This window comes from Desemzia incerta, assembly GCF_900115825.1.
GTDB classification, from domain to species: Bacteria; Bacillota; Bacilli; order Lactobacillales; family Carnobacteriaceae; genus Desemzia; species Desemzia incerta.
In genome coordinates, this window is sequence record NZ_FOXW01000001.1 from 32,786 (window position 1) to 57,037 (window position 24,252).

Below are 24,252 nucleotides of genomic sequence, written 5' to 3' on the forward strand. Positions count from 1 at the left end.
TTTATACCGCTCTTTTTTATATAAAAAAATCGTATGACTCAGATCCTTTTTATGAACAAAGGGTTCTATTTGAGCTCATTTGTCTAGAAAGACTACTAGTAAAAATATATAATATTTATGGAACACAAAGTAATTTAACTTTTATAAAGCAGACATGCAGTAAGCCTGGACTTCCTTGACTTGCTGCATGTCTGCTTTTGCTTTTTTGTTAGTAATGCGAAGATATGTTTGTGGAAATAAGTGCCTCACTTCACGCTCTTTTTAGACGCGTTGCGTAAGGCAGCTCACACAAATATAAGCCGAATTCGGCCTGTTAGGAGATACATCTAACTGGTCGAATCCTTCTTATATTTAGTAAGCTGAACGTCTTACTCCACGCTCTTTTTTTCTGTCCCGTCTAAGTCAATGATGTTTTGGATGGGTTGGACGTACTCCAAGGTACCCATGTAAGTGCCGTCGTCATCTCTGACAGCTGTGTAAGTGACCATGACGAACTCGCCGCGTGCATGGAACCAAAGTGTTTCAGAATCTTTTTCTCCTGATTTGAAGTCTTCGATTAACTTTTTGACGATCGGCTGACTTTTAGGAGGGTGACAATTTTCAACTTGTCGTCCAATAGCGTTTTTAGTCCGTGGGAACAATTTTCTGCCTGTTCCTACATTGAAATATTTCACAGTATCATTCGCATCGACAAAAGACAATTCAAGGGGTAATAAGTTCAGCATCTTTTCCAATTCATTAGGTGTTAAATGCCCAACCTTAAAGTGGATATTGGCATCTTGTTCAGCAGGTTCCGTTTCTGGAATTGAAACATCTTCAAATGAAGTCCGCTCCGGTATCCATTTGGCCTCTGGCTTGACGATACAATAGCCGATTTCATCCGATTCTTCGTCAATTTTGAGCCAATCATCTTCATTGAAAATGTCACTCACCATCGGAATCAAGATTTCTTCTTCTTTAACGATCATTTCTTCTAATTCATATTTCAAAGTAGCGAACTCTTCTTTTAATTGGTCCAACTGATTGGTTTCCACAGATAGAACGACTTGTTTGAATAAGGCGCGGATATCATCGTCCACACCCCACATGACTTTAGGAGGAGCTGTGATACCATAACGTTCCATAATAGGAAACATGGAGTTTTCCTTACGTGCATAATGGTTATCGAATTGCCAAAGAATCGTCAACTGTTTCAATAATCCATCTTTGATTTCAGGCTCCGGCTCCAAGAGATACACTTCTATCAATCGTTGTATACGGTCTAAGCTGCTTTCAATCGCCAAGTTTTCTTGTTTAAGCACGTGGATCGGATGACCAGGCTTCTTAAACTCATCGGATTGATTTTCAGGGTCACTAATAGCGCCTAAAAACATAGAAGCATGGATATTGCACAATTTTTGAATATCTTCTACATTAATGCCTTCTCCTAACAATCTTCTTTCCATTACCGAGATCTCAAACGCACTGATGCCCGAAAAGTGTTCTTCAAAATCTTGTTTTACTAAATCTTTGTCTTCGCCTGCATGCAGCCGCAGCAGCAGATCTTTTAAGATAGATTGTCGTTGCTCTAATTCTAGCGCACGTTTTCCTTTATGTTGAGTTTCAGTCATTAGGCATTCTCCTCAATCGTAAAACCTTGACCTTCCAACTTAGCGATCAATTCAGGAATATCTAATCCAATTTGTTCAGCGCCTTTTTTCAATGGCATCATTCGACCGACAGAATTCAATAAGTGATCATTTTGTAAGGGGGTAAAACCCATATGAACCAGAATATTCTTTAACTCAGGGTATTGTTGGATCAATTGATAAACAGTTTCGTTCAGATTGATTTTTTTCATAGTGCTCAACCTTTCAAATTCAATTCGATTGAATGTTTGTGATATTTTTCTCAAATGGTGACTGACTCTATTGTAAAGGAGAAAAAAATGCTTTTCAATAAATAGCAGATAGAATTATTTTAAGAAATCTATGGTTTCACAAATTAGTCAACTTTTTGGATACAATGCATTAAGCACCTATTTGAATCACCTAATAAGCGATTCAAATAGGTGCTGTTGATAAATTTGTTTAAATGTCTGATGATGGCAATGGTTTTACAGCCGGACCTTCTAACACTTCGCCTTTGTAAGAAAATCGAGAGCCATGACAAGCGCAGTCCCAAGAACGCTCGGCATCATTCCAATCCAAGCTGCAGCCTAAATGGGTACAGACCGGAACGACTTTATGCAAATGTCCTTGTTCATCTCGATAAGCGCCTACTTTTTCTCCCTGTATACTGACTAAGCCGCCTTCATCCAATGCAAGATCGGATAACTTCTTATCAGGACGTTTTAATTTACCGACCACAAAGTCTTTTCCCACCGATGTATTTTTCCATAAAAAAGTTTTGGTATCAACTAATTTCAATTTCTTTCGAGTAGGATCAAATAGAGAAGCATAACGATTCTTCTGGCCTAAAATAGTATCTGTTAATAACTTGGCAGCAACAGCTCCAGCAGACATGCCCCATTTATTGAATCCTGTAGCAACTAAAATCGTATCGTTTTGTTTGGTCATTTGTCCGATGTAAGGGACTTTATCTAAGGTTTGGAGATCTTGACTGGACCACATGTGAAGAGGGGATTGGCCGCCAAAGTATTTTTTGCCGAATTCTTCCAAGTCTTGATAATGAAAAATGGTTTTTTGAGAACTTTTGCCCGTTTGGTGACCTTCTCCGCCGACCAATAAGAGCGGTTCACCATATTTTCCTTGGACAGAACGGATAGATCGAGCAGGCTGTTCGACGTTGATATACATGCCTTCAGGAATTTTGCCAGTTGCTCGAGTCACCATGGCATAAGAACGGTGGATGGAAAGGCGTGTGAAATACAATCCGTCCGCATCATTTATAGGATAATGAGTAGCCATAATAATTTTTTTACATAAAATAAGAGAGTTATTCTCTGTCAAAATCAAAGGTGTTGTTTCTTTAAGGATTTCCATTGCACGAGTGTGTTCAAAGATTGTTCCGCCTAAACGAATAATCTCGCGAACGAGTGCAGTTAGAAAAAGTACCGGATCAAATTGTGCTTGATCGTACATCACTAAAGCTTCTTTGATAGGAAAAGGCAAGTCAGAGTTTTCTTTTGTTAATTCACCATTGATCCCCAGAGTTTGGTAAGCAGCTGCCTCTCTTTCTAGTTTTCGTTTTCCATAGTGGGACTCAGCGTAAATGAAGGAGTCTTTCGTTTCGTAAGCACATTCGATACTCAACTCTTTGATCAGTTGCCGGATAGATTCTAATCCATCTATGTTCGCGTCATAATACTGCTTGGCTTTATCTTCACCAAGCGTTTTTATGAGCTGGTCATAAATCAAACTGTGTTGAGCGGTGATTTTTGCCGTCGTATGACCGGTAACTCCGTTGATCAGTCGGCCGGCTTCGATCAATGTGACTTTTTTGCCCGCTTTTGCCAACAAATAAGCACTAATGATGCCCACAATACCACCGCCGACAATACCGATTTCAGTTTTATGGTTTTCTTTTAAGACTGGAAACTCAGGAGTGGTTTGTTGGGCCGTCCAGAACGATTTTGGAAAAGGCAGAGAAGTTTTTATGTCATGGGAATTCATTGAATAGACCTCCTTAATAAATGGATGAAAGTAAAAAGGCAAGCAATCAATCAATACATAAAATAGTGAGGGGAAACGAGTGAAAAACAATATGTACAAGCAGATTGTAGCACTAGTCCGCCCAAAATGTAACAGATAACCCTTTAAAAATATATCTATAAAATTTAATTGAAAAGGGTTTTACTTCTGATAGTAAGTGGTATACTAGGAACCATAAATGAAAAATTTCTCATTTTATGAGAAAGCAAAGAGGGAGCAAACCACATGACACAAGAAAAACTAAAAAATCGTGCAGATGTCCCAGAGGAATTGACGTGGGACCTTACAGCTTTATATGAAACAAAAGAGGATTTTGAAGCAGCTGTTGAAGAGTTGAAAAAAGCTGTAGACCAATTTATTACAGACTATGAAGGAAAGTTGACTGAAACGTCTATTATAGTTGAAGCCTTAAAAACCTATGAAGAGATTCAAGAAACAATGGTTTATACATACGATTATGCTTTTCTCCCGGCCACAACCGATCTGACGAATCCGGAATATGTACAGTTGTCTCGCTCAACAGATAATTTATTTGCTGAATTGGGAGCAAAGTTAGCCTTTTTTGATTCAGAATTAAAAGGAACATCTTTAGAAACGCTGGATGAAGTAGCAACAACAGCACCACAATTTGCATCCTTTATTCGCCACATCAAGGAAGATAAAAAAATTCAGTTGGACCCAGCTGTTGAAAAAGCACTGGCACAATTGTCTCCAACACTAAATGCTCCAAGCGAAATCTATGAACAAGCTAGACTTGCCGATATGGATTTTGGCACGTTTACGGCAGATGGCAAGGAATATCCATTAAGCTTTGTGCTGTATGAAGAGTACTATATGTACCATGACGATACAGTCATTCGCCGGGCTGCATTTGATAAGTTCTCGCAAGTTTTGAGCCAATACCAAAATACCGTTGCAGCAGCATACTACACTCAAGTACAAAAAGAAAAAACATTGGCTACAATGCACGGGTTCGAATCTGTGATCGATTATCTATTGTATGATCAAGAAGTTGACCGTGACTTATACAATCGTCAAATCGACACTATTATGACGGACCTTGCACCAGTGATGCAAAAATACATGACACATGTTAAAGAAGTGCGTGGATTGGATAAAGTAACTTATGCAGATTTGAAAATCGATTTGGATCCAGAGTATGCGGTTGAAGTATCGATTGAAAAATCAAAAGAATTGGTGGAAGATTCGATCACTGTCTTAGGAGAAGATTACGTGAACAGAATCATGAAATCTTATCCAGAACGTTGGATGGACTTTGCTCAAAACAAAGGGAAATCAACTGGAGGATTCTGTTCGTCTCCTTACAAAAAACACCCTTATATCTTGATGTCATGGACAAATCAATTGTCTGACGTTTATACCTTGATCCATGAGTTGGGTCATGCTGGGCAAGGGATATTATCTGCTGAAAACAACTCTGTTTTAGGCGCATCTCATTCATTATACTTGATTGAAGCACCTTCAACTTTCAATGAATTGCTGTTGACAGAATCCTTGCAACGTAAGAGCACTGAGGACCGCATGGACCGCTTTGTGTTGACTAAGATGTTGACGAATACGTACTTCCACAACTTCATCACTCATTTATTAGAAGCTGCATATCAACGTGAAGTGTATGAATTGATTGATGCAGGAAAGAGTTTTGATGCAGCTAAATTAAGCGACATCAAGCGTTCGGTCTTGCAAAAGTTCTGGGGTGAGGCAGTAGAAATCAATCCAGGAGCAGAATTGACATGGATGCGTCAAAGTCATTACTACATGGGACTGTATTCTTACACCTATTCAGCAGGGTTAACGATCGCCACTCAAGCATTCTTACGTGTCAAAGAAGAAGGACAGCCAGCAGTAAAAGATTGGTTGAAATTCTTAGCTCTTGGCGACCAATTGGTGCCTGCTGAAGCTGCAGCAGTGGCTGGGGTGGATATTACCACTTCAAAACCTTTAGATGATACGATTCATTATTTGGATGAAACGGTTGATCGCATCATTGCGTTGAGCTCAAATTTAAAATAGGCAGGAAATCGTTGGAGGATATGGAATGAATAGACGAAAAAAAGGTGCCTCTCCAGTAGGATTTTTAATGGTACAACTATTAGTAGGTGTTCTTTTGTTGACGCCAATAGAAGCGAAAAACAGCTTAGCAATAGTTGCATTAGGTATCAGCTTTTCAGGATTGTTTTTAGCCGTTTTTTCAGCATCCAAGTCACCAGATGCTAAGAACAAAAAGATACTAGCTGGGATTTTTACGCTCTCATTGTTAACAATCATTGGGATTACATTAACAGGCTTTGCCCAACTGGTAACGACAAATATGCCGTAAAGAAAAAATTCTGTACAATAAGCTCAAATTCAAAGAAGTAACTTTGCAAAAATAAATTGCTTAGTTGCTTTTTTTACTTTACCTGTCGTAGTAATTTTGTTATACTTTAATTACTACGACAGGTGAAGTAAATGAGGTGATGAATTGGTTACGAGTGATGTCATGCGAGGTTTCAATAGTTTGATCATTCTGTCCATTTTGATGAAGCAAGATTCTTACGGCTATCAGATTTCAAACTTGATCAAAGAAAAAACACATGGCGCATATATTATGAAAGAGACGACACTGTATTCGGCATTCAATCGGTTAGAGAAAAATGCATTGATTCAGTCTTATTCCAAACCAGAAACAAAAGGCAAAACGCGAACGTATTATAAAATAACTCCTCTTGGTATAGAGGCTTATTTTGAAAAGTTGGTTGAATGGGAAGAAACACAAGAAATTATTCAGCAGTTCGTTAAGGGGGAGAAATAATAATGGATACTATTCGAAATTATGTAGAATCAGTCTTTGTCAATTTGCCGAGAACACCTGAGATGCAGCAATTAAAAGAAGAGATGCTGCGCAATATGGAAGAAAAGTACTTCGAGTTATTAGATACAGGAAAAAGCGATAACGAAGCTGTCGGTACCGTATTAGCGGAATTTGGGAACATCGATGAAATCATGGAAGCTTATGATTTAGAGTCGCAAGAAGAACAAGATGATGATCAGATTTATTTCTCACGAGAAGAAGCTGATGAGTTTATGCAGCATCGTACTAAATTTGCTATGGGGATAGCCGCAGGAGTATTTTTATGTATCACAGCGCCCGCCGTATTGTTGTTGATCCAAGGATTGTATCAGTTGTTTCCAGCATGGCAAAGCGTGTCATCAGATACAATCGATATCTTTTCTGTAGTTCCTTTATTATTAATGATTGCTGTGGCGGTCGGAATTTTCGTCAATTTAGGGATGAAAGAAGACGAGTATAAATTAGATTACCGAGCTATCAAATTGGAAAATGCTACGAGATCTTATCTGCAAAGAGAAAAGCAAGAATTCCAACCGCGATTTGCTAAAGCTATTACGTTAGGGGTCGTCATGTGTATCTTGGCACCGGCTGTGCTACTGTTTTCGATGCTGTTTCTAGGGGAAGAAAATGGGTTATCAGTAGTGTTCCTGCTGAGTTTTATAGCAGTAGGTGTTTTCCTTTTCGTCTTTTACGGAATCCTCTACTCAACTTACGAAAGGCTCTTGGCGCAAGGAGACTACACGCCGGAAAAATTGAAGGCTGAAAAAGCATCTGAAAATGTGGCAGGGGTTGTGTTTCCGATTGCTGCGGGTATTTATGTCCTGTCGGGATTCTTGTTTGATACTTGGAGCACTGCTTGGATCATTTTCCCAATCGTCGGAATACTATTTGCCATCTTTACAGCTGCATACAGCAGTTACCTGACAATGAAACAAAGAGGGAAAAAATAAACGAAAGGCCGTCTCAAATGTGAGACGGCCTTTTTGCAGGTCAATTTATTTTACAGCCATGATCCAGTAAATTGGTGAATGGCATAGGTGTTTTTTGTGTCATCAACTTCTCTTGTGTAATAATCTTTTGGTGAAAAATATTCTCTAGGGAACAATGTAACGTCTTCAAAAGTTTGCTTTGTGTTGTCCATTTTGAAGCCTTTTTCTTCCATGATCTCTGTAATACGGATCACGTTGGTTTTACGATCATGCGTGCCGTCTTCTTTGATGAATGTGCGGTCTGCGTAGTCTTGGTACCACTCTTCAATGAATGGATGATGAGGTTCTGCACCGATGATTCCGGTAGAGATTTCTGTTTCGATTTCAAAGCCGAAGAAAGCAGGCAACTTCAAGAAATCGTCTAAAGGTTTGATGACTTCCATATCGGTATCCATATATATACCGCCATATTCTTTCAGGACATACAAACGAGCTACATCGGAAACGAAAGCCCACTGTTTTTCGTCATAAGCCTGCTGAGCATAAATTCCAGCCGCCTCTAAATCAAAGTTATCCTCATTCCACAATTTGATTTCGTAGTCTGGGCAATATTTTTTCCAGCTGGCAATACATTTTTCTTCTACTTCTCCAAAAGGCTTGCCTCCAAACCACACATAATGAATAATTTTTGGTATCATAACAAGCTCTCCTTCATAGTCATTTTTTGCAACGCTCTTACATAATCATAAAAATAAACAGGTTAAAAATCCACTAAAATGACTTGAGACAAAGAAACGGAGCTAGGAAATAACTCCCAGCTCCTTCTTTTTTACGAATAGTGGTTTCGTAAACATGCTCAAAAAGGCAGCCCCCGACATCCACTTCACGAATAATGCTCGAATGGTCTACGACCATCCTGCGCTTATTCGCTCCAGTGATTCGGGGCTAAACGCCTTTTTTCCTACTTTCGTTTTCTTACTAGAAGGACTTTTTTTATTTGTAGGAGTAAGTCAAATAATGCTCAAGTAACTTCGCTTCAAATTAAAAAAAAAATGCTTTACAATCATAGTTAACCAAACTTTGAGTCTAAAAAGGAGAACGATAAGTTGAATTATAAAACAGCATCAATAGAGGAAATTGCCGACGAATTAAAGACAGACATTCAAACAGGACTATCTGAGAAACAGGTAGAAGAAAATCTTAATAAATATGGAGAAAATAAATTTGAAGAATCAGAAGAAAAAGGATTGATTTCTCGCATATTTGAACAATTTAAAGACGTGATGAATCTTATTTTGCTGTTCGCTGGATTTTTATCCTTGTATATTTCCTATTCAGATGCTTCTCATGGATATTCTGAACCTATCGTAATTTTTTTAATTATAATCATCAATATGTCAATTGCTATTTATCAAGAAGGCAGAGCGGAAAATGCTCTAAATTCATTAAAAAGTCTGACATCTCCTGTTTCGAAAGTTATTCGGGATGGTATCGAAATAGAAATAGATGCTTCAAAAGTAGTGCAAGGAGATGTTTTGCTGCTAAGTGCAGGGGACAAAGTTGATGCAGATATTAGGTTAATTGAAGCCAATAACCTTCAAATCGATGAAGCGGCTTTAACTGGGGAAAGTGTTCCCGTAGATAAAGACCCGAAAGCTGAGATCGAAGAAGATGCTTCTACAGGAGATATATTAAACACAGCATTTTCTGGAACTGTGATAACAAATGGAAATGGTAAAGGAATTGTAATAGGTGTCGGCATGGACAGTGCTATGGGAACTATTGCAGGTCTTTTAAGCGATACTGCTAAGACTAAAACACCATTGCAGCAACGAATAGACAAATTAGCTAAAAAGTTAGCGGTTGTGGCCTTCATAGCTGGAGCTGTTATTTTTGGACTGAATGTTTTCACTACAGATATTTCCCTACTAGATAACTTAATGACAGCTGTTTCACTGTCTATTGCTGCTGTACCAGAAACATTACCGGTTATTGTTACACTTTCTTTAGCTTTTGGAGTTCAGAATATGGTAGACAGGAATGCAATCATTCGAAATATTCCAGCAGTAGAAACATTGGGAAGCGCCTCTGTGATTGCATCCGACAAAACGGGAACCTTAACTAAAAACCAAATGACTATTCAGAAGATATGGGCTGTTTCCAAGGAACCGAAATCTGTGGATGAATCATTCAACGAGGAAGAAGAATGGTTGATCAAAATGATGGGGTTATCTTCAAACGCTCAGGTAAAAGACGATGATGAAAATGGTGTGTCTGGAGATCCTACAGAAGCTGCTATTGTACAGTTGCTCATAGATAAAGGAATGACTAAAGAGCAGCTAGATGAAGAATATAAGAGAGTATATGAAATTCCATTTGATTCAAATCAAAAAAGGATGACGACGGTACATGAGTATGAGGGAAGGTATATAGCGATTACTAAAGGGGCTTTTGACCGCATTCCTCTAGACGAAGATAGCGTTGAGAAAGAGTATCAAAAAAATGCTGTTGAAATTCATGATGCTTTTGCAGAAGAAGCTCTTCGAATCATAGGAGTAGCCTATAAATATATGGATAACCCACCTAATGACCCCACAATAGATGAATTAGAAGAAGGAATGACTTTTGCGGGAATTGTTGGAATGATTGATCCGCCCCGCGATGAAAGTAAACAAGCGGTTCGAAAAGCGCGGGAAGCGGGTATCCGGCCAATCATGATAACAGGGGATCATGCTGTTACAGCGACTGCCATCGCTAAAGAAATCGATATTTTCCGTGAAGGAGACAAAACAATTACAGGTAAGGAGATGCAAGATCTTTCCGATGAAGACTTTAAAGATCAAATTGAGGAGTTTTCTGTATATGCACGAGTATCTCCTGAAGACAAGATCCGAATCGTTGAAGCATGGCAAGACAAAGGAAGAGTAGTCGCAATGACAGGAGATGGGGTAAATGATGCTCCATCACTGCAAGCCGCTGACGTTGGAACTGCAATGGGAGAAAATGGGACTGAAGTAGCTAAAAATGCATCAGACATGATTTTGACAGATGATAACTTTGCTACGATCGTTCATGCAGTTGAAGAAGGGCGACGGGTATATGACAATATTAAAAAAACCGTCTATTATTTGCTCTCTGCCAATATTGCGGAAATTTTGATCATGCTGATTGCTGTACTAATTGGCTGGGGATCGCCTTTGACATCAATTCAATTGTTGTTTATTAATGTTATTGCTGATGGAATTCCTGGATTTGGATTGAGTCGTGAAAAAGCAGAACCAAATGTTATGAAGCGAGATCCTGTCAGCAAAAATGAAAGTATTTTTGCTAAAGGTGGTTATCGCAGAATTATTGTAGCAGCTTTGACTTTTACGATTATTTCATTAATTGGATTTTATGTGGGAGAAAATATTGCGTTTAATGCATCTGTTGAACCTTCTACGGAAGTAGCTCAAACAGTGACATTTTTGATTTTAGGATGGTCATCAGTGATTCATATATTTGTGGCTAGAACTAACGAATCCATTTTTAAAGTAGGCATTACAGAAAATAAAACGATCTTTTGGACAACACTCTTTTCATTTATTGCTACAACTGTTGTAGCTGCTGTTCCTTTCTTGGCAGATATTTTTAATTTAGTGAACTTGAGTTGGGAATATTGGTTATTTGCTTTTGTTTTGTCTATTATGATTATTGTAGCAGTAGAAATAGAAAAATTTGTATTGAAAAAAAATGGTAAACGATTTTTAGAATAAAATGACGACTACAGCAATTTATGTAATACTATCAGTTTAAAATAAAGGAGCTAGAAAAATATGGATATTTCAAAATATAGAATTGTCCCTGGTAAAGATGTTGATTTGACGGAGTTAGCGGAAAAAGAAGGACATGATTATACAGAAGAGATCAAAGAAAAGCTGGTTCCGAAAAGTGTAGAACAATTGCGGGAATGGCAATTGAAATTGCATGCAGAAGAGAAAAAAGGGATTTTAGTGGTGCTGCAAGCCATAGATGCAGCTGGGAAAGATGAAATCATCACCTTTATTTTTTCTCATTTGATGCCTCAAGGTTTGGAAGTCAATCCAGTGAAAAAGCCGACTGAAGAAGAATTGAAACACGATTTCTTATGGCGAATCCATAAAGGAATGCCCGAAAGAGGACAAATTGCTATTTTGAATCGTTCTTACTATGAGGACTTGATTGCGCCGATTGTGTATGGAGAAGATCAGACAATCCCTATGCCTTCGAATGAACAAAATGACGATCCATGGGAAATCAGATGCCGTCAGATCAATGATTTTGAAAAATACATGAAAGAAAGCGGCTTTCCTGTCGTAAAATTCTTTTTGAATGTTTCCAGTGAGAAACAAAAGGAACGATTACTAGAACGAATGAAAAATCCGGATAAAAACTGGGAGTTTTCTTTCAGTGATGTTGAGGACAGAGAAAAATGGGGAGAATTTCAAAAAGCGTACGAAAGAATTTTGAATCATACCTCTACAGAGCATGCTCCATGGTATGTATTGCCGGCAGATGATGCTTGGTACACTCGTTATGCAGCAGCAGAAATCATGATTCATGTATTAAAAGAGTTGAACCCTGAATTACCGGTAATGACTGATGAAGAAAAAGAAAAACTGGATGAAGAGATCGAGAAACTGGAAAAAGAATAGGATTATTTTATTAAGGTATTTGACAAATAAATAGCAATAAAAAAGAGAAATCTAGGATGAGGTAAAACTCGTGCCTAGATTTTTTTTGTGAAAAATCACGATAGATTAAAAAAAGATTAGACTGCATTAAGCTGTCGGCTCAACGAATCGCTTCTAGTAAAGCTTTTTCAGTGGAAAGTTCTTTTAAAAAAATGTCTTGACCTCGGATTCTAATTAAATTATAATCATCCTATTATTATATAAGAGAATTTTAATCTTTCTTTAATTTTAATATAAAAGGGTATAAGAGGGGGAAACTTAATGATAAAGAATAAACGTTTAAGTTTATTAGTGACCGGATTTGCTTCAATGATGGTTCTTGCAGCTTGTGGAGGAGCGAATTCAGATGGAGCTGCGGAAGACGTAGCTGCTGACGAGACTGCTGGAGGAGTCTTAAATGTTCAAGTAGATGTTGAAGTCGCAACAATGGATCCTCAAATGGCAACTGATGGGACGTCATTTGAAGTCATCGCGAACACGATCGAAGGACTTTATACATTAGACGAAAGTGGAGTAGCGGTACCATCGTTGGCAGAGAAAACAGATGTCAGTGAAGACGGATTGACTTACACATTTACTTTGAAAGATGCGACTTGGTCAAATGGTACACCTGTTACAGCGGATGATTTCGTATACGCTTGGCAACGTTTGGCTGATCCAGATACTGCTAGTGAGTATTATTACATCATGGGAATCGCTGGTGTAGTGAATGCAGATGAAATCTCTGCCGGAGAAAAAGATCCTGAAGAATTAGGAGTAACAGCAATTGATGAAAAAACATTAGAAGTAAAATTAAACCACCCCGTTCCATTCTTCGAAAGTTTAATGGCCTTCCCTTCATTCTTCCCAATGAATCAAGCATTCTTTGAAGAAGCAGGAGAAAATTACGGAACATCAGCTGATACCTTGATCGCTAATGGTGCGTTTGAAATCACATCTTACGAGCCGGCAGCAACAACTATCGAGTTGGAAAAAAATCCAGATTACTTTGATGCAGAAAACGTAAGTTTGGATGGTATCAAATATCAAGTCATCAAAGATACGCAACAAGCAATGTTGTCTTATCAAAATGGAGATTTAGACGTTGTAACATTAGCTGGAGAGCAAGTTGATTTGTTTAAAGATGATCCTGAATTCCAAACGATCCAAGCTGGATATTTATGGTACATCTCTCCAAATACAAAAGTACCTGGTCTAGAAAATGCTAACTTGAGAAAAGCATTAGGACAAGCTTTTGATAAAGAGTATATCGCAGAAACAGTTTTAAAAGACGGTTCTAATGCTGCTGATTACATGATTCCAGAAGGCCTAGCAGTGGATCCTGAAGGAGTAGATTTCCGTGAAACAACAGGAACTTACTTGGAATTCGATCCGGCTGCAGCTCAAGAAGCTTTAGAGTTAGCTAAAGAAGAACTAGGAAAAGACAGCTTCACATTTACAATGATTATTGAAGATACTGAAAGCTCAATCAACGTAGCTCAAGTATTGAAATCACAAATTGAAGAAAACTTAGACGGTGTAACGGTCGAGATTGAACAAATGCCTAAGAAAACAAGACTTGATCGTATGAACGTTGGAGACTACGAATTAGCATTAACTCGTTGGGGTCCAGACTACGCTGACCCAATGACATACGCAGATATGTTCTTAACAGATTCTGGAAACAACAAAGGATTCTGGTCAAATGCCAAATACGATGAATTAGTTAATTCTTCTCTAGATGGCGAGTTGTCACTTGATCCAGAAGCGCGTTGGACAGCCTTGCAAGAAGCTGAAAGCATTATTCTTGAAGATGCTGGTATTCTTCCAGTTTACCAAAAAGGAAATGCGGTTATGGTTAAGAGCAATGTTACAGGTGTTGATTTCCATACAGTTGGAGTATCACGTATCGTAAAAAATGCTGTAAAAGAATAATCATTTCTGAATCTTGATGAAAAAGGCGTACAAAAGAATAACAATCGGTTGTTGCAACTGTTTTGGATTATTCAACGTACGCCTTTTTTAGTTCTAATAGAAAGTGAATGAGAACTTCTAGGTTAGTAGAAAGGGAAATCACCATGAAAAAATATATTGCACGAAGAGTCTTAATATCTTTTTTGACTTTATTAGTTATCATTCTGATTTTGTTTATTTTGATGCAGTTGCTTCCTGGCTCACCGTTTAATGATGAACGTTTAACTGTAGAACAGCAGACTATGATCATGAACAAGTACGGATTGAACGATCCATTGCCAGTCCAGTTTTTCCGCTATCTGCAAAACATGTTAGTGGGAGATTTTGGAAAATCTTATACCATTTCTAAAGATACTGATGTAGCGATTTTGCTGCAAAACAGATTGCCGATTTCATTAGCATTGGGTGGAATTTCTATTGTGTTAGGGGCTGCTATCGGATTGTTTCTTGGAGTATTTTCAGCGTTAAAACACAATACCGTATGGGATTCAGTATCGACTTTTATCACTGTCCTAGGGGTGTCGATTCCTTCTTATGTATTTGCGTTGGGATTGTCTTATTATTTCGGGTTCCAATTGAAACTGTTCCCTATGCTGTTTAGTCCGGCTGATGGGACGAATGCCTATTTATTGCCGGCGGTTGCGTTAAGTATGACTGTTATGGCTACAGTAGGACGGTTTACACGGACAGAAATGTTGGATGTTTTGAATTCCGATTACATCCAATTAGTAGAAAGTAAAGGTGTTTCAGGTCCGCGATTAGTCATAACTCATGCGATGCGGAATGCATCGATTTCGATTTTAACGGTTCTGGGGCCTTTAGTCGTTAGTTTAATGACGGGGAGTCTAGTCGTTGAAAAAATATTTTCGATTCCAGGTATCGGACAATTAATGGTACAAGCAATCCAATCAAACGACTATAACATTATAATCTCACTTGCATTTGTGTATAGTGCTCTCTATATCGGAGTAATGTTGGTAGTGGATATCTTGTATGGTGTCTTAGATCCTCGAATACGTTTAGCAAAGGGTGGTTCAAATGGATAAACCAATCGAATTCTTACCAAATGATTTTGAATTTGTAAAAGATGCTGATGGCGCAATGATCGATGAAGTCTATTCAGGCGAATCATTCTGGAAAAATATTCTTCGTCGAATTGTGAAAAACAAAGGAGCCGTTGTCGGTTTTTTCAGTATTATGATCATTTTGATCTTAGCTTTGATCGGTCCAGAAATCTCAGGATACACTTACGATCAGCAGATCTCAGGCCATGAAAGTATGGCTCCAAGGATTCCGGGTCTTGAAAAACTTGGGATTTTTGATGGGACAGAAACATTGAAAACATCGACCGGCGAAATGGAAGTTAATAAATACGAGCAAATATCAGGCGGAGAAGATGTTTACCATTGGTTTGGTACGGATGTTCTAGGAAGAGATCTCTTTACTCGTACTTGGGAAGGCACTCGTATTTCCTTATACATTGCTTTAGTAGCGGTTGTAGTGGATGTATTGATCGGAATGAGTTATGGGATGATCTCTGGTTTTTACGGCGGTAAAGTGGATATGATCATGCAGCGGGTAATGGAGATTTTAAACGGAATTCCTAGTTTGGTAGTCGTTACGCTGTTGATCATTGTCTTGAAGCCAGGTTTGTTGAGCATCACGATCGCAATCGCGTTGACAGGATGGATCGGAATGAGCCGAATCGCTCGAGCTTCGATGTTGAAGTTGAAACAAAGTGAATATGTACTGGCTGCTCGTACAATGGGAGCAAAAGATTTCCCAATCATGTATAAAGAAATCTTGCCGAATATTTTCTCTCAATTATTGATCATGTCAATGTTCTCTATTCCAAGTGCGATTTTTACAGAAGCCTTTTTAGCATTTGTAGGTATCGGGATCCCGGTTCCTATGGCGTCATTAGGTTCATTGATTTCAGAAAACTTTAAATCATTAACGACTCATTTTTATATGATCGTGCCGCCAGTAATTGTCTTAGCTGTTTTGATGTTGAGTTTCAACATGTTGGCTGATGGACTACGTGACGCATTGGATCCAACATTGAAAGAGGTGTAAAGCATGACAAAAGAAAAAGTACTTTCTATTCGTGATCTATCAATCGCGTTTAAAACGTCCTCTGGACTAGTCAATGCTGTTCGAGGAGTAAATTTAGATTTGTATAAAGGAGAAACGCTGGCAATCGTAGGGGAATCTGGAAGCGGGAAATCTGTTACGGTCAAAGCGATCATGGGAATTTTAAGCAATAATGGAAAAATCAAAAGTGGAACAATAGAGTATACCTATGAAGAAAATGGGGAAAAAGTCACTAAAAATCTTTTGGATTTTTCCAAAAAAGAGATGCGGAAAAATATCAATGGAAAACACATTGCGATGGTTTTCCAAGATCCGATGACTTCTTTAGACCCGACGATGAATATTGGGAACCAGATCATGGAAGGCATGCGCATTCATTACAAGACACCCAAAAAAGAAGCGTATGCTAAAGCAGTAGAATTATTGGAATTAGTAGGGATAACAGATGCGGAATCCAGAATGAGCAACTACCCTCATCAGCTTTCAGGCGGGATGCGACAAAGGATCGTCATCGCTATTGCATTGGCGAGTGATCCGGATGTATTGATCTGTGATGAACCTACAACGGCATTAGATGTAACGATCCAAGCTAAAATATTGGAACTGATCCAATCGATTCAACGAAAAACAGGTATTTCAGTTATTTATATCACTCATGATTTGGGAGTAGTGGCTAAAGTAGCGAATGATGTGAATGTGATGTATGCTGGTCGAATTATTGAAACTGGAACAGTCAACGAAGTATTCTATGAACCGAGACATCCTTATACTTGGGGATTGTTATTGGCTATGCCGGATTTGGAAACAAAAGCAGACAAGTTGGAGTCTATTCCAGGAAATCCTCCAAACATGGAACATGAGGTCGTAGGAGACCCGTTTGCACCTCGTAATCCATATGCATTGAATATTGACTTACGCTTAGAGCCGCCGATGTTCAAAATCAGTGAGACTCATTATGCAGCTACTTGGTTGTTGGCAGAAGATGCACCAGATTGTCCTCTTCCAAAAGAACTCCAAGAACGCATCGAGCGAATGAAGAGAGAGGATGAACGCTATGTCGGAACCGACGAAACCTATACTTTCAGTGAAGAACTTAAAGCAGCACTTTAAAGTCAATCGTAAATTTACTGTGAAAGCAGTAGATGGAGTATCTTTTGACATCTATCCAGGAGAAACATATGGACTGGTTGGAGAATCCGGAAGCGGGAAATCAACTATCGGACGATCAGTAATCCGTTTATACGATATAACGGATGGTGAAATGACGTTCAATGGACAAGATATTTCTGGAAAAATGACGAAAGAAACAAATGAGATGATGCGGACAAAGATGCAAATGATCTTTCAAGATCCGATGGCTAGTTTGAATCCTCGAAAAACCGTCATGGACATTATTGCTCAAGGATTGGATATTCATGGAAAAGCTGGTTCAAAAGAAGAAAGAGAACAGCAAGTCATCGAGATTTTAGAACGTGTAGGATTGTCGCGTGAGTTCGCAAACCGTTATCCAAATCAATTTTCTGGTGGACAACGTCAACGTATCGGAATTGCTCGAGCGCTAATCATGAACCCTGACTTGATTATTGCAGATGAGGCCATTAGTGCTTTGGATGTTTCGATCCAAGCTCAAATCGTTAATTTAATGAAAGACATCCAAAAAGAAACGAATGTAGCTTACTTGTTCATTGCCCATGATTTATCAATGGTTCGTTACATTTCAGATCGTATCGGTGTCTTGCATTTAGGACATTTGTTGGAGACAGGCACTACTGAAGAAATTTTTACCAATCCATTACATCCTTATACAAAATCACTGATTTCTGCTATACCTCATCCTAATCCCATTTTAGAGAAGAAGCGAACTTCTTTAACGTACGATTATGCGGCGAGCGGATTGAATTACAGTGAAGGAACTTTGCACACTGTGGAAGGAACACATAAAGTTCTGGGAACAGACTTAGAAGTCGAGAGATGGCTTCAAAAAGACAATCAATCCGAAGTTATTGGTGTAAGCTAAAAAAGCACTCTGTCACTAAAGACAGGGTGCTTTTCGCTATGAGTAAAAATCATTTCGAAATAAGAATCTCAATTGTAGACAAAATTTAAACAACTTCTCATTTTTCAGTATCGAAAAACCGAAAATCAGATGCAGTGTGTCAAAATTGATGATACACTAGGAGCAACATAAGGAATATAAGGGTTTTTGTGTGTTTCTGAGGAGGAATAACATGAAAAGAAAAGATAAAGTATTAGCTTACGTATTTGAAAAAACCAGTACTCTCAAAGATAAAGATATTGAAATTGGCGGCGGAGTCACAGCTTCTGAAGTGGCCGAATCACTAGAGATCCTTAGAAGCAACGCATCAAAAGATTTAAATCTGCTGACTAGGGAAGGTCATTTGGAGAAAACAGAGTCCAGACCGGTTCGGTACTACGACGCCAAAATCGATCACTATAGACCGTTGGAGAAAAAAGTAAAGAGTTTCAAGGATTTCTCTATTGAACCCTCAGCTCCAGTTGCAGTGACTAGTTTATCCGCTCCCACAACAGACTTGTTTCACCGCATGATAGGGGCGAACGGCAGCTTGACGAGTCAAATCAGTCAAGCAAAAGCAGCAATTTTTTACCCCCCTAAAGGATTGAATACACTAATCATTGGGCCAACCGGATCAGGGAAAACGTACTTTGCAAATGCTATGTACCAATATGCTCAAGACAACAAATTGATTGCGAAAAACAAAACGATGGTTGTATTGAACTGTGCGGATTATGCGCATAACCCTCAGTTGTTGATGTCCCACTTATTTGGACATGTTAAAGGAGCTTATACGGGTGCTGTCAGCAGCAGTGAAGGATTGCTGGAGAAAGCAGATCACAATATGCTGTTCTTAGACGAGATCCACCGTTTGCCTCCTGAAGGGCAAGAGATGCTGTTTTATTTCATGGATACCGGAACGTTTTCACCTATGGGAGATACCGGAGAAAAGAAAAAAGCAGACGTCCGTATCGTGTGTGCAACAACTGAAGATCCTAATTCGGCTTTGTTAGCTACTTTCAATAGACGGATTCCGATCGTTATCACGTTGCCGTCATTTCAAAATCGACCGGCTATTGAGCAGATTAATTTGCTGAAATACTTGATGAGTATTGAAGCAAAAAGAATTCAAAAGAGTATCCAGATCGAAGATAAAGTTATGCAGGCTATTTTAGGAAGTGTAACATATGGAAACGTTGGACAGTTGAAATCTGTTATCCAAATGGTTTGTGCTCGCGGTTTCTTAGAAAGTGTTAACAATAAATCTGAGATTACTTTGAAGTATGAAACACTGTCCAGTATTTTGGCAGATGGGTATGAGTCAATGTCTTTAAATCAGAAATTGAGACATGAAATCGTTCATTTCGTTGAACCGTGGACAACAATCACGCCCATAGATGACATCATGGTTTTTGAATCCGATACGTATGAGTTGCCGTACAATTTGTATGAGATCATTGGAGACAAGGTAGCAATGCTGAAAGAAACTGACGTCTCTAATCAAGAGATCAATCGCTTTATTACAACCGATATCGATCTGCATTTGAAATCATTTTATAAAAATACGATTTTTTCTACTAAAGAAGACGGATTGAAAGATATCGTAGACGTGAAAATCATTGAGTTGACGAAACGAATCCAAGAAACAGTGGAAGGTATTCTCCAATTTAAATTTTCTAGAAAATTCTTGTATGCGATGAGCTTGCACATCAGTTCTTTCGTCAAACGCATTCAAGAAGGTATCTTTGTCAACAATGACAATATCCACTTGAAAGAGTTTGTCTTGAATCATCCAGAAGAAAACCAAGCGGCTAAAGCGGTCAAAAAAGAGATTGAACAAAATTACCAAATAGTCGTTCCGACGGTGGAAGTGAATTATTTAACGATGCTGCTGGTTTCGTTGCGTACAGAAGAACAGCAAGGACAAGTTGGGATCGTTGTAGCTGCTCATGGCGCTTCAACCGCCTCTTCTATGAAAGAAGTCGTAGCCACACTCTTAAATTCCAGCAACTTGTACGCAGTTGATATGCCTCTGGAGATGAAGCCAAGCGAAGCGTTTGTTAAAGTGAAATCAGCGATTGAAGAAGCGGACAATGGAGCAGGTGTATTGTATTTGACGGACATGGGCTCTTTAGTGACTTTTGGGCAAAAGATCATGAATGAGACGGGAATTCGTATCGAGACTCAAGATATGATCACGACTCCGCTGTTGTTAGAGGCTGCTCGAAAGACCCAGTTCTCCAATCAAGATTTGATGTCAATGTCGCAAGAATTGAAACGATTCAAAGGTTATACCACTCAAAAAAATGCTTTTGAAAGTGCGGCTGAACAAGATCAGCAGCAACTTCAGAAAGAAGATAAAGAGCAGATCATTGTGACGATATGTGCAACTGGAGAAGGAACAGCATTCCAGCTGCAACGGGTAATAGAAGATATCTTAGCTGATTATCTAGAAAGTGATATCAGCATTATCCCCATCTCTATTTTGAATTATCAAGAGAAATTAAAAGAATTGCAGCAAGAATATGCTATTGTCGCTACATGCGGCTCTATTGACCCGCATATCAGTGCTCCATTTATTCCAATAGATGCTTTATTGGGCGGAAGCGGAAAACAACGACTGCACAATATTATCGAAGGGTTAGAGTCAGACTCTCAAAAAAAATTATTTCCACGTTTGTCTAAAGAAATGTGTGTGGAACATATGAATCAGTATGTGACTTACATCAATCCCGTTAAAATCATCACTCCTATTTGGGACTTTTGTTATGAAATGGAAAAGAAATTGGATCGAACGTTCAACAATGGTTTTAATTTGGGGATGATGCTTCATTTATGTGGAATGATTGAGAGAATGGTCATCAAAGAAGAAATCAGTTCAGGTAAAGATGTAGACGAAGTAGATCCTGAATTAGCTGCTTTTGTAGAAGAAACGATTTCTCCTGTTTTGCATGACCTCAACTTAGAGACCTCTTCTAACGAATTGAAATTCATTGGAGCGATGTATCAAAACAAATTGCAAGAAGCTTCTTCTTAAAAAAATGAACTTTGGATTATCAGGGGAAAGGTGCTTTCCTCTGATGAGTTCTAAAGGTCAGCAGAGAGGACCAATGGAAATGAGTATGGATATTCGTTTAGTTCGTATAGATGATCGGTTGATTCATGGACAAGTCTCTACAGTGTGGACCAAAATCACCAGAGTGAATCGTATATTAGTAGTAAGCGACAGCGTAGCAAAAAATGATATGCACAAGACATTATTAAAACAAGCGGCACCTCCAGGAGTGATCGTCAGTGTAATTACTGTAAGAAAAATGGTAGCGATTGCAAACGATTCAAAGTTTGACAGTTTTAAAGCGATGCTGCTGTTCACAAATCCGCATGATGTAGTAACAGTTGTTAAGAATGGTGCAAGAATCAAATCCATTAACATAGGCGGCATGAGCTATTCAGAAGGAAAAAAAATGATCACCAATGCGGTAGCCGTAAATAAAGAAGACGTTAGGGCTTTTCAATATCTGCACCAGCAGGGAATTGAGTTGGAAATTCGAAAAGTATCTTCAGATAGTAAAGTGAACATGATGAATCTGCTAAAAAAAGAAGGTATGTTAGAATAGTCCGAAAGAAAACCAAGTGTAAAAATTTTCCTTCATCTTATGATATTTAAAATCATTTTTTTCTTGGTACTTATTGATGGGTATGCTACTTCTTACCGTTCTATCTTATATTTTCTTTTACAAAAAAGGGCTTTGAAACTATGTTCAGATTTTGTATAGGTATGATTATTGGTTCTCAAGATTAAGCCTCTTTTTCCAACATCCCGCTTTCTTTCATTTGCTGGAAAAAATCGTTATAGTAGAATAAAGCATTCTGAAAAATAGGATTTTACAGGTTAAAATTGAGAAAGTGTGGGATACGATAATGAAAATAAATAACAGTCAATTAACGATCAACATGCTGGCGTATGAAGCTCTTGTCAATGAAACAACGAGCCAAGCGGACTTTTTTGATGAAATCAAAACAGCCGGTATTACTAAAATAGAAGTACGAAGAGAATACATTCAAGACGCTGCCGATTTAGTCGCTATTCAACAAGCAGCTGCCGGCCTGGAGATTGAATTGTTTTACGCGGTCCCTGAGATTTTATTTGCGGACAAATTACTGCCGTTGGAAGATCTAGAAACATACTTCAATGAAGCTCATCTCTTAGGTGCCAAACAAATTAAATTTACAGCCGGTTATGCAGAGGTAACTCAAGAGGAAGCAGATGAGTTGAATCGTTTATTGAACAAATTCGGCATAGAGAATCTGACACTGGAAAATGGACAGGATCCTGCTTTCGCTAAAGCAGAGACGCTGTATGAGTTCATCCAAGAACTGAAAGCTAAAAAACTTCCGGTAAGCGTGACGTTCGATACGGGAAACTGCTTATATGTAGATGAAAATCCGTTGGAAAGTTTTCGCCTATTGACAGAAGAAATCCGTTATATCCATTTGAAAGATGTTTCCAAAGAAACGTTATCTCCAACATTGAATGGCGAAGGAGATGTGCCGGTAAAAGAAATTTTGGCACAAGTTCCGGTAACGGTCAATGTGGCTATCGAATATCCGCTCGGTACTCATCCTACAGCGACCTTAGCAAAAGAAATCGCTAAAATCAGCTAAACAAAAAAGCCTTTATCCACAAACGTTGTGGATAAAGGCTTTTTTAAGCTTCTTTTTTAGAGGCAATATATTGTTTCACTAAGCGATCGTACTCACGCATAATAGTTGAAACCACCGGATTTTTTGTCGACTCTAATGTGATGGAATCGATGGAAGCTATAGGCAATACATCGTTACCTGTTCCTGAAATAAAAGCTCCGTCGATGGTATTTAATTCAGTCACAGGAATATTTTGTTCAATGATATCAATTTGCTGCTGTTGGCAAATGGCCACAACTTTAGAACGGACAATACCTAAAAGAACCGTTTTGGCTGGAGAAGTATAGAGCTTATCACCTTTTACAATAAACAAATTTGAACGGCTGCCTTCTGTGACGTTATCTTCTTGGTCGACCAACAGCACTTCATAGGAACCTGTTTTTTCTCGTTCCGCTAGTACAATTTTTTGATACTCTTCACGCTGGATCTTGATATTGGGATCTTCTCTTTCCAACTTCAACAAAGTTGTTTTCATTCCAGTTTGATAATAGCTCGCTGGCGGATAAGGGCTTTTAGTGAAGAAAGCCAGTAAACCTATGTCTTTATTCCATATCAATTTGATATTTTGATCAGAGACACCATTTTTAGCAACAAGTTGGTATAAACGATTGATTAAAATATCATCTGAATCTGTTAAAGGAATGCCGACAGATAAAGCAGATGCTCTGAATCGGCGCAAATGATCTTCTAAAAATAAAGGGATGCCTTCTCTAACACGAATCACTTCATACACATTTTTTCCTGTTAACTGTTCAAACGGCTGCAGGTTGTCTGTGGATTGTTCTTGATCATTATGATAGTAAAACTTTTGTTCAACGTATTCCATATTCTTCATCCTCTTTTATTTGATAATGGTGATTAATTTAATCAGGAGAGTACTGATGATCTATTCTAGATAAGTGTATCACTTTTCCCAAATGAAGACAGCAGTGATTTTAAGAGATGGAGAGATACAGCTCGTTTTATAGTGTATAGTATGGTACTTTATACAAAATACATACTGAGAGAAGGTTATTGTAATGACAAAAAATGAGCGAAAATGGCATAAGATTTATACAGCATTAATGGTTTTTATTTATCTCATTTACATCCCCGTATCAGTAATAGAATGGTTATCCACAGATAGCGGCTTTCCAATCGTAGCTTTAGTGGTAGGGATCGCCTTGCCATTTATGAGAAAAAATCATATGGCACAACTAAAAGAGGAACAAAAATAGATAAGGTTCGTAAACGTAAGTGAAGTCTTAACTTTTTACTCCTAGAAAAAAAGATGATAAACTACTTTTAAAGCTTAAACTATCACTTTTACAAAAAAGGA

General features: G+C 38.4%; 20 protein-coding genes. 15 read left to right on the plus strand and 5 right to left on the minus strand.

All coding sequences use genetic code 11. The features are described from left to right. Positions 1–368: 368 nt before the first annotated feature. From BM137_RS00165 to BM137_RS00175, 3 genes are all read right to left on the minus strand, one after another. Positions 369–1,610 carry a DUF438 domain-containing protein gene (locus BM137_RS00165; protein WP_092478989.1) on the minus strand — a complete coding sequence of 414 codons (1,242 nt, stop codon included), beginning with the start codon at positions 1,608–1,610 and terminating at the stop codon, positions 369–371. Next, the gene (locus BM137_RS00170; RefSeq protein WP_092478991.1) at positions 1,610–1,840 is read right to left on the minus strand and encodes a DUF1858 domain-containing protein; all 231 of its coding nucleotides are present in this window, start codon (positions 1,838–1,840) and stop codon (positions 1,610–1,612) included. Before BM137_RS00170 ends, BM137_RS00165 begins: the two co-directional genes overlap by 1 nt. A 229-nt stretch (positions 1,841–2,069) precedes the next feature. Continuing rightward, positions 2,070–3,614 carry an FAD-dependent oxidoreductase gene (locus BM137_RS00175; RefSeq protein ID WP_092478993.1) on the minus strand — a complete coding sequence of 515 codons (1,545 nt, stop codon included), beginning with the start codon at positions 3,612–3,614 and terminating at the stop codon, positions 2,070–2,072. A 264-nt stretch (positions 3,615–3,878) separates the two neighbouring features. On the opposite strand from BM137_RS00175, the gene pepF reads away from it, so the two are divergent. The 4 genes from pepF (at position 3,879) to BM137_RS00195 (ending at position 7,457) form a co-directional block, all read left to right on the plus strand. Then, positions 3,879–5,687, plus strand: a complete 1,809-nt coding sequence (gene pepF / locus BM137_RS00180; RefSeq protein WP_092478995.1) for an oligoendopeptidase F — start codon at positions 3,879–3,881, stop codon at positions 5,685–5,687. Positions 5,688–5,712: 25 nt separating this feature from the next. Further along, entirely contained in the window at positions 5,713–5,994 is a 282-nt protein-coding gene (locus BM137_RS00185; protein WP_092478998.1) for a hypothetical protein, read from the plus strand. Between the two features lie 144 nt (positions 5,995–6,138). Further along, positions 6,139–6,468: a PadR family transcriptional regulator gene (locus BM137_RS00190; protein WP_092479000.1), complete on the plus strand. Its 330-nt coding sequence runs from the start codon at positions 6,139–6,141 to the stop codon at positions 6,466–6,468. Positions 6,469–6,470: 2 nt separating this feature from the next. Continuing rightward, complete coding sequence (locus BM137_RS00195) at positions 6,471–7,457, plus strand: permease prefix domain 1-containing protein (protein WP_092479003.1); 987 nt, start codon at positions 6,471–6,473, stop codon at positions 7,455–7,457. Positions 7,458–7,507: 50 nt separating this feature from the next. Here BM137_RS00195 and BM137_RS00200 read toward each other — a convergent pair whose 3' ends face one another. After that, positions 7,508–8,134: a glycosyltransferase gene (locus tag BM137_RS00200; RefSeq protein ID WP_092479004.1), complete on the minus strand. Its 627-nt coding sequence runs from the start codon at positions 8,132–8,134 to the stop codon at positions 7,508–7,510. Positions 8,135–8,542: 408 nt separating this feature from the next. On the opposite strand from BM137_RS00200, the gene BM137_RS00205 reads away from it, so the two are divergent. The 10 genes from BM137_RS00205 (at position 8,543) to BM137_RS00250 (ending at position 22,895) form a co-directional block, all read left to right on the plus strand. Further along, positions 8,543–11,191 carry a calcium-translocating P-type ATPase, PMCA-type gene (locus tag BM137_RS00205; RefSeq protein WP_092479006.1) on the plus strand — a complete coding sequence of 883 codons (2,649 nt, stop codon included), beginning with the start codon at positions 8,543–8,545 and terminating at the stop codon, positions 11,189–11,191. A 60-nt stretch (positions 11,192–11,251) separates the two neighbouring features. After that, positions 11,252–12,109, plus strand: a complete 858-nt coding sequence (locus BM137_RS00210) for a PPK2 family polyphosphate kinase (protein ID WP_092479007.1) — start codon at positions 11,252–11,254, stop codon at positions 12,107–12,109. A 300-nt stretch (positions 12,110–12,409) separates the two neighbouring features. Further along, the gene (locus tag BM137_RS00215; protein ID WP_092479009.1) at positions 12,410–14,062 is read left to right on the plus strand and encodes a peptide ABC transporter substrate-binding protein; all 1,653 of its coding nucleotides are present in this window, start codon (positions 12,410–12,412) and stop codon (positions 14,060–14,062) included. Between the two features lie 143 nt (positions 14,063–14,205). Beyond that, positions 14,206–15,147, plus strand: a complete 942-nt coding sequence (locus BM137_RS00220) for an ABC transporter permease (RefSeq protein WP_092479010.1) — start codon at positions 14,206–14,208, stop codon at positions 15,145–15,147. Continuing rightward, a complete protein-coding gene (locus BM137_RS00225; RefSeq protein ID WP_092479011.1) occupies positions 15,140–16,177 on the plus strand; it encodes an ABC transporter permease in 1,038 nt (345 codons plus the stop codon). Before BM137_RS00220 ends, BM137_RS00225 begins: the two co-directional genes overlap by 8 nt. 3 nt (positions 16,178–16,180) lie before the next feature. Then, on the plus strand, positions 16,181–17,305 hold the full coding sequence (locus BM137_RS00230; protein ID WP_092479013.1) for an ABC transporter ATP-binding protein: 1,125 nt from the start codon (positions 16,181–16,183) through the stop codon (positions 17,303–17,305). Continuing rightward, a complete protein-coding gene (locus BM137_RS00235; RefSeq protein ID WP_218147478.1) occupies positions 17,250–18,212 on the plus strand; it encodes an ABC transporter ATP-binding protein in 963 nt (320 codons plus the stop codon). Before BM137_RS00230 ends, BM137_RS00235 begins: the two co-directional genes overlap by 56 nt. 211 nt (positions 18,213–18,423) lie before the next feature. Further along, complete coding sequence (locus BM137_RS00240) at positions 18,424–21,267, plus strand: sigma-54-dependent transcriptional regulator (RefSeq protein ID WP_092479016.1); 2,844 nt, start codon at positions 18,424–18,426, stop codon at positions 21,265–21,267. Between the two features lie 79 nt (positions 21,268–21,346). Continuing rightward, positions 21,347–21,847 (plus strand): mannose/fructose/sorbose PTS transporter subunit IIB, encoded by a 501-nt coding sequence (locus tag BM137_RS00245; RefSeq protein ID WP_092479593.1) that lies wholly within the window; start codon positions 21,347–21,349, stop codon positions 21,845–21,847. A gap of 304 nt (positions 21,848–22,151) precedes the next feature. Continuing rightward, entirely contained in the window at positions 22,152–22,895 is a 744-nt protein-coding gene (locus tag BM137_RS00250) for a sugar phosphate isomerase/epimerase family protein (protein WP_092479018.1), read from the plus strand. A 43-nt stretch (positions 22,896–22,938) separates the two neighbouring features. On the opposite strand, the gene BM137_RS00255 is transcribed toward BM137_RS00250, so the two are convergent. Beyond that, positions 22,939–23,760: an aminotransferase class IV gene (locus BM137_RS00255; protein WP_092479020.1), complete on the minus strand. Its 822-nt coding sequence runs from the start codon at positions 23,758–23,760 to the stop codon at positions 22,939–22,941. A 193-nt stretch (positions 23,761–23,953) separates the two neighbouring features. Here BM137_RS00255 and BM137_RS00260 point away from each other — a divergent pair, with 193 nt between their 5' ends. Further along, complete coding sequence (locus BM137_RS00260; RefSeq protein WP_092479021.1) at positions 23,954–24,151, plus strand: hypothetical protein; 198 nt, start codon at positions 23,954–23,956, stop codon at positions 24,149–24,151. Positions 24,152–24,252: the final 101 nt, after the last annotated feature.

Coding starts and splice junctions, on each gene's coding strand:
- BM137_RS00165 (WP_092478989.1), bottom strand. CDS start 1,610: ATGACTGAAACTCAACATAAAGGAAAACGTGCGCTAGAATTAGAGCAA.
- BM137_RS00170 (WP_092478991.1), bottom strand. CDS start 1,840: ATGAAAAAAATCAATCTGAACGAAACTGTTTATCAATTGATCCAACAA.
- BM137_RS00175 (WP_092478993.1), bottom strand. CDS start 3,614: ATGAATTCCCATGACATAAAAACTTCTCTGCCTTTTCCAAAATCGTTC.
- pepF (WP_092478995.1), top strand. CDS start 3,879: ATGACACAAGAAAAACTAAAAAATCGTGCAGATGTCCCAGAGGAATTG.
- BM137_RS00185 (WP_092478998.1), top strand. CDS start 5,713: ATGAATAGACGAAAAAAAGGTGCCTCTCCAGTAGGATTTTTAATGGTA.
- BM137_RS00195 (WP_092479003.1), top strand. CDS start 6,471: ATGGATACTATTCGAAATTATGTAGAATCAGTCTTTGTCAATTTGCCG.
- BM137_RS00200 (WP_092479004.1), bottom strand. CDS start 8,134: ATGATACCAAAAATTATTCATTATGTGTGGTTTGGAGGCAAGCCTTTT.
- BM137_RS00210 (WP_092479007.1), top strand. CDS start 11,252: ATGGATATTTCAAAATATAGAATTGTCCCTGGTAAAGATGTTGATTTG.
- BM137_RS00215 (WP_092479009.1), top strand. CDS start 12,410: ATGATAAAGAATAAACGTTTAAGTTTATTAGTGACCGGATTTGCTTCA.
- BM137_RS00220 (WP_092479010.1), top strand. CDS start 14,206: ATGAAAAAATATATTGCACGAAGAGTCTTAATATCTTTTTTGACTTTA.
- BM137_RS00225 (WP_092479011.1), top strand. CDS start 15,140: ATGGATAAACCAATCGAATTCTTACCAAATGATTTTGAATTTGTAAAA.
- BM137_RS00230 (WP_092479013.1), top strand. CDS start 16,181: ATGACAAAAGAAAAAGTACTTTCTATTCGTGATCTATCAATCGCGTTT.
- BM137_RS00235 (WP_218147478.1), top strand. CDS start 17,250: ATGTCGGAACCGACGAAACCTATACTTTCAGTGAAGAACTTAAAGCAG.
- BM137_RS00240 (WP_092479016.1), top strand. CDS start 18,424: ATGAAAAGAAAAGATAAAGTATTAGCTTACGTATTTGAAAAAACCAGT.
- BM137_RS00245 (WP_092479593.1), top strand. CDS start 21,347: ATGAGTATGGATATTCGTTTAGTTCGTATAGATGATCGGTTGATTCAT.
- BM137_RS00250 (WP_092479018.1), top strand. CDS start 22,152: ATGAAAATAAATAACAGTCAATTAACGATCAACATGCTGGCGTATGAA.
- BM137_RS00255 (WP_092479020.1), bottom strand. CDS start 23,760: ATGGAATACGTTGAACAAAAGTTTTACTATCATAATGATCAAGAACAA.
- BM137_RS00260 (WP_092479021.1), top strand. CDS start 23,954: ATGACAAAAAATGAGCGAAAATGGCATAAGATTTATACAGCATTAATG.